At 66.1% G+C, this 14,365-nt stretch carries 10 protein-coding genes; all 10 read right to left on the reverse strand.

Translation table 11 applies throughout. From position 1 onward, the window contains the following. Nucleotides 1-9: 9 nt before the first annotated feature. Nucleotides 10-5,802, reverse strand: a complete 5,793-nt coding sequence (locus PLZ73_07275; protein ID HOO77673.1) for a lamin tail domain-containing protein — start codon at nucleotides 5,800-5,802, stop codon at nucleotides 10-12. Next, on the reverse strand, nucleotides 5,799-6,359 hold the full coding sequence (locus PLZ73_07280; GenBank protein HOO77674.1) for a hypothetical protein: 561 nt from the start codon (nucleotides 6,357-6,359) through the stop codon (nucleotides 5,799-5,801). The genes PLZ73_07275 and PLZ73_07280 overlap by 4 nt, the downstream gene beginning before the upstream one ends. A gap of 3 nt (nucleotides 6,360-6,362) precedes the next feature. After that, the gene (pilM, locus tag PLZ73_07285) at nucleotides 6,363-7,991 is read right to left on the reverse strand and encodes a pilus assembly protein PilM (protein ID HOO77675.1); all 1,629 of its coding nucleotides are present in this window, start codon (nucleotides 7,989-7,991) and stop codon (nucleotides 6,363-6,365) included. An 18-nt stretch (nucleotides 7,992-8,009) separates the two neighbouring features. Beyond that, nucleotides 8,010-9,287 carry a type II secretion system protein GspK gene (locus tag PLZ73_07290; protein ID HOO77676.1) on the reverse strand — a complete coding sequence of 426 codons (1,278 nt, stop codon included), beginning with the start codon at nucleotides 9,285-9,287 and terminating at the stop codon, nucleotides 8,010-8,012. Next, nucleotides 9,287-9,973 (reverse strand): type II secretion system protein GspJ, encoded by a 687-nt coding sequence (locus tag PLZ73_07295; GenBank protein ID HOO77677.1) that lies wholly within the window; start codon nucleotides 9,971-9,973, stop codon nucleotides 9,287-9,289. Before PLZ73_07295 ends, PLZ73_07290 begins: the two co-directional genes overlap by 1 nt. Then, nucleotides 9,966-10,385, reverse strand: coding sequence for a prepilin-type N-terminal cleavage/methylation domain-containing protein (locus PLZ73_07300; GenBank protein ID HOO77678.1), 420 nt, complete (start codon nucleotides 10,383-10,385; stop codon nucleotides 9,966-9,968). The genes PLZ73_07295 and PLZ73_07300 overlap by 8 nt, the downstream gene beginning before the upstream one ends. After that, the gene (locus tag PLZ73_07305) at nucleotides 10,369-10,845 is read right to left on the reverse strand and encodes a GspH/FimT family pseudopilin (protein ID HOO77679.1); all 477 of its coding nucleotides are present in this window, start codon (nucleotides 10,843-10,845) and stop codon (nucleotides 10,369-10,371) included. The genes PLZ73_07300 and PLZ73_07305 overlap by 17 nt, the downstream gene beginning before the upstream one ends. Nucleotides 10,846-10,866: 21 nt before the next feature. Then, the gene (gene gspG / locus PLZ73_07310) at nucleotides 10,867-11,286 is read right to left on the reverse strand and encodes a type II secretion system major pseudopilin GspG (GenBank protein HOO77680.1); all 420 of its coding nucleotides are present in this window, start codon (nucleotides 11,284-11,286) and stop codon (nucleotides 10,867-10,869) included. Nucleotides 11,287-11,378: 92 nt separating this feature from the next. Then, a complete protein-coding gene (gspF, locus tag PLZ73_07315) occupies nucleotides 11,379-12,599 on the reverse strand; it encodes a type II secretion system inner membrane protein GspF (GenBank protein HOO77681.1) in 1,221 nt (406 codons plus the stop codon). Between the two features lie 37 nt (nucleotides 12,600-12,636). After that, entirely contained in the window at nucleotides 12,637-14,364 is a 1,728-nt protein-coding gene (gspE, locus tag PLZ73_07320; protein HOO77682.1) for a type II secretion system ATPase GspE, read from the reverse strand. Between the last annotated feature and the right edge of the window lies 1 nt (nucleotide 14,365).

Here is a 14,365-nt window from a genome sequence, read left to right on the forward strand (position 1 = left end):
GACCAAGTCCTACCGAAGCTCGGAGTAAGGGCTTTCGGGAACCACCTGGTTCTCCAGATCGGAAACGGGGCGGAAGGTGGTGACCACCGCGCCCGGGGAATAGCGGTGAAGGCGGATCTCCTGGTCCCACGCCCCGGATTTCCCCCAGCGCAGATCGGGGTCGGGATCGGCCCAGGTTTCGGCGGGAACGTGCCCGGCATGATCCACTCCGGTCCACGTCACCTCCAGCTCCGTCCCTCCCACCGTCAGCACCATCCCGTCGTCGATCCACCGGTAGTCGCCCTGCAGGTGCCAGCGCACGATCCCCTGGCCGGGAAGGGTATCCTTGACTTCGATTCTCCTGTCTCCGGTCTTGTAGAGAACTACCTCGCGGCGCCAGCTCAGCGCTCCGACCGTGGAAACGGTGACGCTGCGGGACAGTTCGGAAGTGTCTTCCCAGGTCTCGGCCGCCGCCGGCGGGTAGGTGCCGCCGGTCTCGACCAGGTTATGGAGTTTGAACGACGGATTGGAGTAGTTCATGGTCACCCCGGTGACGAACTCCTCGGGACCGACCCCCAGGCTGAGGATATCGTTGCCGAAGCCGTACCGGTCCTGGCCGCTGCCGGCGACCTGGGCGCCGAGGTCGAGCATGAGGAAAAGGGCGTCGGACCCGGACCCCGACCGGTGGATGACCTTGTCCGGGGTATCCACCAGTTGCGCCAGGGACTCGTCGTAGACTCCCGCCAACGATTGTCCCGGCATCATCGGCCGGGAGAGCACGCCCCCGGGGCAGTCCCCGTCGGCGGGCGCCTCGGGAACGAGATCTTCGTTCAGGAACCAGTAGAGGTAGACGGGGTTCATGTACACGGCGAACGGCCCCATCTGGGTGCCGGGGTAACCGTAATCGTTGCGGCCGTAGGCCACCACTTCATGGCCCCGCGCGTACTCGAAGGCCTGCTGCAGAAGCCATTTGGCCCGCGCCGCGGCGGACCGGTGCTCGGGCACGTCATCGTCCAAAACCGCGGTGGCGGCGGCCAGGACTTCGAGGAAACGGTCGGTGAAGGCCTGCAGGTAATCCTGCCCGTAGGCGGGCATGAACCCGTTGGGAGGGAAGGTCTCGATCAGGAGACAGACCTGGCGGTAGAAGTTGTCCCGCCACCTCTTGCCTTCCCCGTCCTCCACCGGGATCTCCATCCGGTTGGAGTAAAGGGCGACCCGCAGCATTTCCCGGATGAAGAGCCCCTGCCAATAGCGCGAGTTTTCGGGCAGGGTCCAGGTGTCGTCGTAACTGAGGAGCCGGTTGGCCCAGGCAATCATCTCCCGGCCCGGCTCTCCGCCGACGATATACCCCACCACCGCGTTGAGTCCGCAGACCGTCCCCTGCGCATAGTTCCCGGTAGAAGCGACTTCGCGGCGGTCCAGGGCCAGGCGGACGAATTTCTTCTCGATCTCGGCGCGCTCGGCCGACGAGAAAATCCCGGAGGCGGCCAGGGCCAGGTAGGCCTCGGCGACGTCGGAGATGCCCCGGGAGGTGGAGGTTCCGCCCCAGTCGAAGGAGGAATCCCGGACCAGGGCCAGCAGGTTCTCGCGAAAATAGTCGGCGCAGGGCCGGTACCCGGTCGCCAGATAGATGAAAGCGGTGTTGGGGAGATAGTCGTAAAGCGCGAACCGGGCGTCGGACGCCCCCAGGTTGCCGTCGAAGTTCTTGAAGTAGCACCCGGTGGCGAAATCGATCCAGTCGGCATAGTCCTCCACGGTCAGGCTGGAAATAAACGAGGCCCTCAGGGGGGAGGCCGGGGAATAATTGCCGTTGGTTTTTCCGGGGGTGCCGAAGTTGGTGGTGGTGCCCACGCTGTAGGTGGAACTGCTCAGCGCCCGGGCCCAGTTGGACTTGGTGGAACCGCTCACGTCGGGGTCGAGACGCTCCATCGAAAATCCTTCCTGGGTGGTCACGAACCAGCCGGCGGAACTGCAGTCCACCGTATCGATGGTCTTACCGGAGTCGTCCTTCAAGACCAGCTTGTCCCCGCTGCCGCCGCACGTCAGCGTACTGGTGGCCTGGGCCCGGGCGCCGTTGGCCTGAACCGGAACGCTCAGGGCGCTGTTGGCGACGACCACGTAGAACGCCCCCACCGGGAGTTCGTAGCTCTTGAGCGAGATGCTCCAGTTTTCGGAATCGTTGTTCAGGGTCCAGTTTTCCACCTGCTGGGCGGCATCCCCGTAATTGGCGATCTCGATCCAACAGTAGGTGGGCTGATTCAGGGTGCCGGCGTAATTGATCTCGTTGATGACCAGCTGGCTGCTGCCGCCGCTGGAAGTGGGAGCCGGCACGGGAGTGGGAGTGGGGATGGGGGTGGGGGGAGGCGTGGGGGTGGTGAGGGTGACCCCGAACCAGGTCCGGTAAGCTTCCTTGTAGGTTTCCTGGAGGAGTCCGTAGGCCAGGGTCTGCCCTTCCGGCCGATACGGTTCCGGCGGCTCCAGGTCCTGAAGATCGTATTCCGCCTCCGCCGCGGCCGAGGCCCCGGCGGCCGCGCCGGATACCGGGGTGGGAACGACCGGGGGAAGCCAGCCCGCGCGGGCGAAGGGAGTGGGAGTGGGGGTGGCCCCGAACGTGTTCAAGTCCTCTATGTCGGGGGCGTACCAGACATGAACGCCGCCGTCTCCGGAAGCGGCGAAGACCATGTCGTCCTCCACCGCCAGCCCCTGCAGCGGGGCGCCCCCGGCTTCCAGCCTGCGCGCCAGGCGGAACCCGGGCAACTCCCAGACATAGAGGGAGCCGTCGTGACAGGAGGCGTAGAGAAACCCCCGGGCGGCGGCGGCGCCCGTAACCTGGTCCCGGCAGTCGTCGAGGATTTTCAGGGGAGCGAACTCCAGGGACCAGACATAGACATTCCCGTCCGAGGAGGAAAGGTATATCCGGTCGGCGTCGGTCGCCACCGAGTTCAGGTCGCTTTCGGCGCCGGCCAGCTCCGCCAGGGGCGCTCCGGTGGTCCGGTCCCAGACGTAGAGCGAGTACTCCGAGCCGCCGGTGGCGGCGTAAAGCCGTCCGGCGGCGGCGTCGACCGCCGTCACCCAGCCCCGGGACACCTGCCATTCTTCCTGCTGCTGAAACCCGTTCCGGTTCCAGGCGTAAACCCGGCGGCCGGTGGTGCCGGCGTAGACCATGCCGCCGTAAGCCGCCACTCCCTCCACCGGATCTCCGATGCTGGTCTCGCCGCGCAGGGAGCGCACCGGTTTCAGGGCAAGCCGGTCCCATACGTAGACGTTCCCGTCGTCGCTGCCGCCGTAGATGTAGCGGTCGTCGGCGGCGACCGAGATTATGGCCCCGGCGTTGGGGTAGGAGCAGCGGGAGCGGCGGCTGAAATCGTCGCGGTCCCAGATATAGACGTTGCCGTCCTCGTTCCCCCCTACCACCGAGCGGGAATCGGCCCAGACGGCCTCCATCCAACCGCTTCCGCCCTCGAGCACCGCCACTTCTTCGAACGGCGCGGGGGTGACGCTGGGCACGGCCAGCAACTGGGGCGCCGGGGTCGGAGAAAAGGGCGGAGTCCCCGCCGGCGCCGCCCCGCCGGAGGGGGAAACCGTGGGAACGGGGGTCGGGGAGCCGGGCGGCGTGGAGGCCGGGGTGACGGCGGCGGTCGGCGTCGGCGCGGGGGCTTCCGGGGACGGGGAAGGAACCGACTTCGCCGGCACCTGCAGCCAACGGTCGTAGTAGGTGTTCCCCTCGACGTCCACGTACCATTCGCGGTCGACGGCGTCGATAACGGGGGGGGGATACACGGCGGTGCGGCCGGCCGCCGCCCGGGTCGGGAGCTCGGTCAGGATTTCGAAGGAAACGTCCAGATAATCGCCTTCGGCTACGATAAAAGCGGGGTCGGTCCCCAGTTGGAGCTTGACCATGACCGGCGCGGCGGGGACGGCGGTGCGGTCGGTGTAGGCGGTGAATTCCTGACAGTAGTCGTAGGTGCGCGCCAGCCACTCCCCGTTGTCGGCCCGGGCGACGATCCATTTCCAGCCCTTCTGCCCGGCGGCGCGGGTCTCCTTGAGATCGAGATCGGTCACCCGGCTCAGGGAGAGAGGAACGGCGCCGTACTCCGGGGTCGGAGTGGCGCTGGCGCTGGGGGTGGCGCTGGGGGTCGGGGTCTTGTACCCCTCCGGCGTCGGAGTCGGAGTCGGCGTGGGCGGGCTGGGGGTGGGGGTATGGTAACCGAAAGGAGTCGGCGTCGCGGTGGGCGCGGGAGTGGGAGTGGTCGGCGGAGTCGGAGTCGGTTCCGGGGTCGGGGTGGGGCGCGAAGAGACCGGGGAACACAGCTCTTCGTCGCTGTAGCAGATGCCGTCCCTTCCCAGCCAGAAACGGGACGAGGCCGGAGCGCCCGGGGGCAGGTAGATCCTGGTCTGGGCGACTTGGGCCTCCCCTTCTTCGAGATAGAAGTACTGGAGGTCCAGGTAATCGCCGGCTTCGATCCGGGGATCCTCGGAATCCTTCTTGATGACCAGCGAAAGCACCGCGTCCGCGTCCAGCTTGGGCCCGGGACCGGCAAAGGAGTTGAGGCTGTCCTTGACCGAGGCCAGGGGCACATCCTCGCCCGGGGCCTCCAGGCGGTATTCCCACCCCCAACTCAGGGAGGCGCGGGGCCGGGCGATGGAGAGCGTGTTGATCTGAAACGCCGCCAGGGGGGTGGCGCAGTAGGCCGGAGTCGGCGACGGCGACGGGGGAACCGTCGGCGTCGGCGCCGCCTGACAGAGGGAGACGTCCCGGTAGAGGACCCCCGTGGAATCGGGGTACCCGACCAGAGGAGCGGTCGGGTCCAGGTCCAGGGCAGGCAGGGCGATGCTGACGGCGGAACTTCCGGAACCGGTGGCGTAATCGATCTCCAGGGTGTCCCCGGGCTCGATCACGATGTTCCCGGAGTACCCGGGATTTTTTATGATGGTCAGGCGCAGGGGGCGGTCGTCGGTGAAAACGGCGGCGACCCGCATCTGGTTGAGGTTGTCGGTGACGTAGGCCAGGGTGGTCCTGCCGTCGGCGGTCTGGAGCAGATAGCCCCACCCGTCGGTTGAGGTGCTCCGGGGGTGGGAGAGGCTGAGGGCGTTGATCCACCGGGCCCGGAGGGGTTCGCGGCCGGAGCAGTAATCGGGGGTGGGGGTCGGCGTGCCCGGAATCCGGGTGGGCGGGGGCGTCGGCGTCGTCAGGTAGGGCGTCGGGGAGGTCGGCCAGATGCCGAAGGCTTCGAAATAGAACTGCCGGTAGGCTTCGTCGAGGAGGGACCGGGCCAGGGTCCCGTTCTCTTCCCGGTAAGGATTCCGCGGGTAGACGGATACCCGGCGCTCGGCGCCTTCGGGCGTGGTGATGACGACGACGATCTCCTCGCTTTCGTCCCGGTGCAATCCGCCCCGGGCGGCCGCGGCCGCGGCCGCGGTCGGACCCGGGCTGGGGGTGGGGATCCGGCTGGGCGTGGGCACCGGCGTGGGCGGCGTGGCCAGGACCACGCCGAACGCCTGGAAATAAAACTCCTTGAAGCCCCGGCCGAGCAGGGAATAGTCCAGGCTCCGGTTTTCGGGCCGGTAGTCCTCCCGGGGCTCCACCATCGTCTCGCGGGTCTCCCCCGAGGGCTCGACCACGACCACGTCCACCTTCTCCGCGCCCCCGCCGTGGAGCCCCAGGCCGGCCTCGCGGGAGGCGCCCGGAACTCCCGGCACCCGGAAGACCCGGCCGGGAGAGGGCGAGGGAGACGGCGTCGGGGACTCGGCGCCCTCGCTCCGGAGAGGGGACAGGGCCGCGGCCAGGAGCGCCCAGGCGAAAAAGAGCGGCCGCGCCTTCACTTGCGTTCCGCCCCCTGGTTTTTGAGGGGCTCGGCCGAAATGATCGTCGCCTCGACGTCGAGCAGGTCGTCGTTCTTGCGGTTGAGAGCCACGGTCAGTTCCCGGATCACCTGGCTGCCTCCGTTCTGGTACTCGACGGCGTAGAGAAAGTCCACCAGTTGATCCAGGGGGACCCCCGCCAGCTCCACCTGCAGCTCCACCACCTTATACAGGTCGTGCACGGTCCGGTTGCGGGTGTTCATCTTGGTCAGTTCGGCCGCCGGGGCCTTCTCCGCGGCCAATTTCTCGATCAGGCCCTGATTCAGCACGGTTTCGCCGCCCACCCCGCCCATGCCCCGGAGGATCTGGTCGGTTTTGGACCGCAAGACCGCGTACTTGCGGTGGAGACGTTCCATCTTCTGCAGGGAGATCTCCTGCTCTTCGATCCGTTCGTTGACGCCGACCCATTGGTCCCAGAGCGAACCTTCCCGCAGGAAAAGAAACCAGACCACGGCGATGAGAAGAAACCCGCCGCCGCCGACGAGCACCGTCCGTTTTTCCCGTTGCTTGAGGGCCATCCGTTACTCCTGGCGGATAAGGGGAATGGTGTAGGTGAACTCGACCGTCACCGTCTTCGCCCCGTCTTTCCTGGTCTTGGCCGGGCTTTCCTTGAGTTGGTCGCCGATGAACAGCGCCGAGGACTGAATCGCCTTCTTGATCAGTTCGGCGGTGCCGTAATTCTCGGTGCGGGCCCGCAAGCGGACACGGTCCTGGTTGATGTCGAGTTCGACCACCTGGACCTTGAGCTTGTCGGGAATGACCCGGCTCAGTTCCAGGAGGGCGTCCAATCCGGAAATGCTGCTGAACTCCCGGTAGTAATCGAAATTATCCCGCATCTCCTTCAGGGAATCCTCCATGGCCTGCAGCTCGCGGCCCCGGGCCTGCTGGGCCTGTTCGGGGAAAGCCGAAGCCAGAATTCCGGAGATGCGGGCCTGGAGAGCGGCCGATTCCGTCTCCTTCGCCCCCATCCTCAGGTGCAGGGAAACGGCGAACGCGGCCAAGAGGCCCAGAATCAACCCCAAGGTGATCAGAAGGCGCCGGCGGACCGCTCCCCACGAACCCGCCCAGGTCAACTCCTCCTTGCGGAAATTCACCCGCCGGCCCTCCCGGCCCACGGCGAACGAGGCCATCCCCATCGCTTCCCCGGCCCCGGGGAGGCGGTGCTTTCCTTCCCTGACGCCCGTCCAGGGATCGGCCGGCTGCGAGGCGCCCCCCGCCAGCCGCTCCAGGGACTCCCGCAACCCGGGGAGGTCCGCGCCCCCTCCGGTCAGGAGCAGCCGGTCCGGCGGCCGGCCCCCGGTCGCGGCGCCGGCGGTGTGCAGGGTCCGGGAAATCTCGGCTTCGAAACGGGCCAGACAGGCGCTCACGGCCGCTTCCACCTTCCCGGCTTCGGGGGCGCCCAGGCCGACCCCGCGTTTGAGGCTCTCGGCTTCGGGAAACGGGGCCCCCGTCTCCTTCATGACGGCGGCGGTGACGGTATCGCCCCCCCAGGTGAAACTTCGCAGCAGCACCAGGCGCCCGTCCTGGAAGAACCCGGCCGAGGTGTGCGCGGCCCCGACCTCGAGCAGGGCGGTCACGCCGGAGTCGAGAATCTGCCCTCCCCGGCGGCAGGCGTCGGCGAGACCGGGGAAATCGACTCCGATCCCGGCGGGGTCGATCCCGGCCTCGGCCAGAAGTTCCAGTTGGCCGGCCAGGAAATCCTTGCGGGCGGCGACCATCATCACCCTGGTCTTGCCCTCTTCCAGGACTTCCTGAGGCCAGAAGTCGATGACCACCTGGTCCAACGGGAAGGGTATGTGCAGTTCCGCCTCCGAGGAGATGACCTGTTCGATCAGGTTGAGGCGGGTGAAGGGGACGACCAGGCTGCGCAGGAAAACCCGGTGCAGGGGCAGGGCACAGACGGTCACTTCCGCCCGGGGCGCCTTCGGGGAAAAAAGCTCGCGCAGCGCCGCGGCCGTTTCTTCCCGTCCCGGCGCCGCGGGGGCGGTCCGGGCGATCGCGGCGGAGCGGGCCCAGGAAACCCGCGGAAGCCGGCCCCGGGCGCGGCGGGCCACCACCGCGCGAACGGCGGTGGTGCCGATGTCGATCCCCAGCGCGCTGCCGGGGATATCGGCCCGCTGCCTCATTTTTTCCAAGAAGTCTTTCATCATCTTCGCGTCGCCGCCGGCCTACTCGCTTTCCGTCGTCGGTATCCAGGGGGATTCCACTTTCCACCGGAGAATGACCATCCGCTCGTCCAGGCGGTGGACCAGGGCCCGCACCCGGCAGGTGGCGCGGGGGGGGCGTCCGGGAGAGTCTTCTCCGCCCGGGCTTCCCCCGACCCGTCCCTCGGATATGATTGTAAAAAAATCGCTTTCGACCTTGAACCGCTTTTCCAAACCCGGCGGCAGATCGCAGTCCAGTTCGCCCAGCGACGTTTCGTCCAGCTCCTCGAAAGGAAGCTCGTCCCGGGCCTGGGCCAGGCACTGGGCCGCGTCCAAGGCGTCGTCCTCGTATTCCTCCCCCAAACTCCTCAGTCCCAGGGCGATCACCGGGACCGAGGCGGTGTTAAGGTTGATATAGCCGTCAGAGTATACTGTAAAGTACGAACGAAACCCCGAAAATGGTTCATCTTCGCCGGAAGGTTCGGACTCCTCGGAGCCTTCCGCGCCCTCCAGCCGGATTTCCTCCGGGGCCGGCCCCAGAAACAGGTACCGGGTCATATCCTTGATCAGACTGATCTCCCCCGGCGTTTCCATCGGGGCTTTCTTGATCGTGTACCCGGGATCGCCGAGGCTGTAATCGCTCTTCCCCCGGTCGTTGGACGTGATCCAGTTGGCCAGATTTCCGGAAATGTCCTCGGCGTTCTCCAACTCCAGGTACTCGAAAAACCAGGTGAGAACGTCGACCATCTTCTCTTCCTCGGGCCAGGGGTCGTCCTCGTCCCGGTCGGTCCCCTCCCCTCCCGGTTCGGGGTCGGGGCTGGTCCCGGTAACGGTCGATCCCTCGTCCCCCCCACCCTCCCCTTCGTCCTTGCTCTCCCCCTCCAGTTTGGAGATCAGACCGGTGACCTCCTTGACCCCTTTTTCTTCCTTGATGAGGAGGTTGATGTTGAACTTGCGGTCCTCGTCGACGACGGCGAAGGCGAAACCGCCCCGGCCCAGCTCGACTTCGGACTGGGCCACGGCCCAGGGATCGATCAGCGAGTCGTAGGGCTTGGCTTCCATCTCCCCCTGCGCTTCCCCCGATTCCTCCAGGTCGCTGAGCTTGTCCTGCGCCAGCAGGTCCATGGCTTGAGCCACCCCGGCTCGGGCCAGGCAGTACGCTTCTTCGCTGTCGCGGAAGGCGGAGGCCATCCGGGCGTCGAGGCTGATCAGGTAGGAAAACTGCAGCACCAGGACGGCCAGAACCGCCGCCATGAAAACCACGACCATCAGCACCGCGCCGTTCTGGGAGGAAACGCGCATCACCGATCCTCCTCCGGCGGCGCCTTGCTCCCTCCGGCCGGAACCCAGGCGGCGACGGAAAACCGCCGGACATCCTCCTCTTCGTCGGAGGGACCGAAGCCGACGGTGACCTTGACCGCCGTGGGCAGCGCCTCTTCCTCGAGGATATCCCATTCGTCCTGCCAGGCTTCCTCCTCGGGGCTGTAGTATTTGAAATCGAGGGAGCGGACGCCCTCCGCCAGTATCATCTCCTCCCCGCCCTCGAACGGTTCGTCCAGGCTGTAGCAGGGAGCGACCTTGGCCATGAGCTTGTCTTCTTCCCGATAGTAGGAAATCTCCCAGGTGTCGTAACCGGGGGTGTCCTCCCGACCGGAGCGGAGGAAGGTGGTGGTGATGAAGCTGATCCGGTCCGACTCGAAACCGCCCGCCCAGAGATCGTCGGTCAGAAATAGGTTTTTAACGTCGTCTTCGTCCTCTCCCGCATAAAAAGGAACGTAGATGCCGCTCAATTCCCGCTCCAGCCCCCCCAGCACCACCCGCGCCGCCTGGTAGGCGTCGGAACCGGTGCGGTAGCGGCGGCTGGAGCCGACCACGGTGGAAAAGGACCAGTAGACCGAGGAAAGGATCACCGCGGTGAGGGCGGCGGCGATCAACAGTTCCAGAATGGTGAACCCGGCTTGCCCCGGGGAGGCGGCGCTCTTATTCAACCGGCTTCTCCTCGGGTTCCGGGTATTCGAGGTTGACGATATAGGTGGAGAAGGCGACCTTCCTCCCCTCTTCCTCCCCTCCCTCGGGGAACGAAACCCCCTCGACCTGGGCCAGGGATTCGGCCACCTCGCCGACCGCCGCCTTCCAGCGCAGATGTTCCCATTCCTCCACGACCCCGCCGTAGTCGCCCTGGGCGGCGGGAAGTCCGATCGCCTCCACCGTCGCCAGAGCGGAAGCGGCCGCCAGCGTTTCTCCGGTGCGTTCCTTGGATCGGGCGAAATTCTTCAGGACCGAACCGTGGGTGAGCAGGAGGGGGGAGAGGGATATCCCCAGCAGAGCGACCGCGACCATGACCTCGATCAGGGTAAACCCCCGGGCCCCGGGAAACGACTTCTCAGCCCTTGATCTCAACCTCGCTTCTCCCCACGTACGGTTTGAGGTTGATGATGTAGCGGCGGCCGAAATCGTCGGCGCTGCGCAGCACGATCTCGGCCCCGTCCGAATTTCCGCCGGGATAGAAGTAGATCGGGGAGGAGACCGTTCCCGAGAGCCGCAGCCCCTCGGGGATGGCCTGGGGGGCGCCCAGCCGGCCCGGGACCGTTTCCTGGGAACCGTCGGCGCCCAGGCGCCCCAACCGGAAGGTCTTGTCGTTGCGGTCGAGGTAGACCAGGTAGATCCGGCCCTCGAGGACGGCTCGGGCCCGGGCGTAGTCCAGGGTGCCGGCCAGCCGCCGGGTGAACCCCACCGCCTTGCGGGAAGAGATCAGCCCGGTGAACCGGGGGAAAACCACCAGGGCCAGCACTCCGATCAGGGCGGCCACGATCGCCAGTTCCAGGAGGGTGAACCCCCGGTTTTCGGGGCGGCGGCGCATGACGTCGAGGGCTCCCCGGCCTCAGTTGGCGATATCCTGGTTCTCGCCTTCGCCGCCGGGGGACGCGTCCTTGCCGTAGGAGACGATGGTGTAATCGGCTCCCTCGGCCCCGCCTTTCGTGTAGATGTAGGCGTTCCCCCAGGGATCCTTGGGAATCTCCTGCTTCTTCAGGTAGGGCCCCGACCACCCGTCCGTGCTTCCCTCGGCCCGGACCAGGCCGTCGAGACTGCCGGGATAGTCGTAGACGTCGGCGTAGTACATCTCCAAGGCGTCGGCGAACGCCTGGATCTGGGCCTGGGCGGCGGCCTGCTTTCCCCGCCCGATGCGCTTCATGAAAGCCGCCCCCACCACCGCGGTCAGGAGCCCGATGATGGCGATCACCACCATCAGCTCGACCAGGGTGAACCCCGCGGACCGTTGTCGTGCGTTCTTTCTTTTCATGCTACCTCCCCCCGGCGCCGGAGAGAGACCCGGAGGGTTTCCCCGCCGCGCTCCCGGCGCCGGTTTTCGTTTTGTTCGTCACGAGCGTCTTCCTAGATCTGAATATCGGACATCTGCAGAATCGGCAGCAGGATGGAGATGACGATAAATCCCACCACCACCCCCATGAACAGGATCATGATCGGCTCCAGCACCGTGGTCAGAACGCTGACCGAAGCCTCGACCTCGTCTTCGTAGGCCTGGGCCATCTTGAAGAGCATGTCCTCCAGAGCCGCGCTCGACTCCCCTACCGAGAGCATGTGCACCACGATCGGGGGGAACACCCGGCTCTGCCGGAAAGGCTCGGCGATGGATTTCCCGGCCCTGACCGCGTCCTTGGCCTGTTCGATGGCCTCTCCCACCGCCTGGTTGTTGACGATGTTCTTGACGATGTCGAAGGAGTGCAGGAGCGGCGTCCCGCTGGAGAGGAGGATGCCCAGCGTGCGGCTGAAACGGACGATGGTGAGCTTGCGGAAAATGGGGCCGAAGATGGGGATCTTGAGCTTCCAGCAGTCCACCAGGTACCGGGCCCGCTTGCCCCGGGACCAGACCCGGTAGATCAGATATACCCCCCCCAGGACCAGGAGAATCAACCACCAGTATTCCTGGACGAGCGTGCTGGCGTTGATCAGGATCCGGGTGGGCAACGGCAGCGCCTTCTCGGTGTCCTCGAAGAGGACGATGATGGTGGGGACGACCTTGATCAGGAGAAACGCCACCACGAGCACGCCCACCATGGATACCACCACCGGGTAGAGCATGGCCCCCCGGACGGTGCTGCGCAGCTTGAGGTTCTTCTCCGCCAGGTCCGCCAGACGGCCCAGCACCATCTCCAGCGCCCCCGCGGTTTCGCCGGCCTTGACCATGTTGACGTAGAGGGGGGAAAAAATCCGGGGATGCTCGGCCAGGGCGTCGGCGAAGGTGGAGCCGGCGTTGACCTGGTCCCGGATCTGGATCACCACCCGCTTGAGGGGGTTGCCTTCGAACTGTTCGATCAGGGCGCTCAGGGAGGGGACCAAAGGCATCCCCGCCCCAACCAGGGTGGAGAGCTGGCGGGTGAAGACGGAGACGTCGGAGGCCTTGATCCTCCCCAGGATGCGGGAGACGTTGACCTCGCTCTGCAGCCCGATCTTCTCCTCGCTGCGGACGATCTCGGTCGGGTAGAGGGCCTGGCGCCGGAGTTTGGTGCGGGCGTCGGCCGGGGAATCGGCGTCGATGATCCCCGTCACCTGGCTCCCTTTCCCGTTCAATGCCTTGTATTCGAAAACCGCCATCCGTCTTCCCGTCCCGTTCGCCGGGCCGCTCCCGGCTTCAGACCTCGATGATATCTTCCTGCGTGACCCGGATCACTTCCTCGACGGTCGTCTCTCCGCTCACGACCTTGCGGGCCCCGTCCATTCTCAGGGTGCGCATCCCCCGCTTGAGGGCGGCGCGCTTGATCGTGCCCACGTCCACCCGCTCCACCACCATCCGCCTGATCTCGTCGTCGACCAGCAGCAGTTCGAATATGGCCGAACGCCCCATGTAGCCGGAATGAAAACACTTCTCGCATCCCTTTCCCCGTACCAGGGGGCGCCCCTCGAGCTGGTCGAGGGCGAGGCCGATGCTTTTGAGTTCCTCCTCGCTGGGCGCGTAGGACTCACCGCAGTGGGGGCAGATGGTGCGGACCAGGCGCTGGGCCATGATCCCCACCACCGAGGAAGAGACCAGGTAGGGCTCGACTCCCATGTCGATCATCCTGGTGATGGCCCCGGCGGCGTCGTTGGTGTGGAGGGTGCTGAAGACCAGGTGGCCGGTCAGCGAAGCCTGGATGGCGATTTCGGCGGTCTCGGTGTCGCGCATCTCGCCGACCAGGACGATATCCGGGTCCTGGCGGAGAATCGAGCGCAACCCGTTGGCGAAGGTGAGGTTGATCTTGGGAGCGACCTGGATCTGCCCGATCCCGGGCAGCTGGTACTCCACCGGGTCCTCGATGGTGATGATGTTCTTGTCCAGGGAGTTCATCTCGTGCAGAGCGGCGTAGAGCGTGGTGGTCTTTCCCGACCCCGTGGGCCCGGTCACCAGGATGATGCCGTGGGTGAGTTTCAACAGCCGGCGCAGGAGCTTAAGGCCGTCGTCGCCCAGCCCCAGATCGTGGAGCCCGAACAACTGGCTGGACTTGTCCAGGAGCCTCAACACGATCCGTTCCCCGAACGAAACCGGGATGACCGAGACCCGGATATCGATCTCCCGGTCGGTGATCCGGATCTTGATCCTGCCGTCCTGGGGGAGGCGCTTCTCGGCGATGTTGAGGTTGGCCATGATCTTGACGCGGGAGATGATCGAGGACTGGTACTGTTTGGGCGGGCTGAGGACCTCGTAGAGAACGCCGTCGATCCGGTAGCGGACCCGCAGGTCCTTTTCGAAGGGTTCGATGTGGATATCGCTGGCCCGGGCCTTGACCGCCTCGAAGATGATCAGGTTGATCAATTTGATCACCGGGGCCTTGGCGGCGATGTCCAGAAGGTCCTCGGCGGCGTCGGTGATGGTCACCATCTCCGGAGCGTCTTCGTCTTCCTCCAGCCCCTCCAACATGGCCTCGGCGGCGCCGTCGGCGTGTCCGTAGCAGCGGTTGGCGATCCGGACGATCTCCTCGGGCACCGAGACGATCACGTCCAGGTTGCGGTCGAGAAGAAGGCGGAGGTCGTCCAGAGGCTGAACGTCGAGGGGGTCGGCCATCGCCACCTTGACCGTTCCGTCGGCGGACGCACCCAGGGGGATAAGCCGGTTGGCCAGAAGAAAATTGAGCGGGACCCGGGAGACCAGCGCCTTGTCCACGCGCTCCTCGGTCAGGTGCTCCTCGAAGGGGAACCCCAGGCATTCGGCCAGGGCCCGGCGGACCTGGCTGTCCCGAACCAACCCGGCTTCGATCAGTTCCTCGGTCAGCGACCGGCTTTCGCCCGGAGACCATTTATCCAGAACCTTGTCCAGAGCCGGCCGGGCGAGGGCGCCGGCGCCGACCAGCTTCTCGGCTACTTCCTTTTCCAGAACCTCGTTCATC

The sequence above is a fragment of the bacterium genome (assembly GCA_035380285.1).
Classification (GTDB): Bacteria; Auribacterota; Erginobacteria; order Erginobacterales; family DAOSXE01; genus DAOSXE01.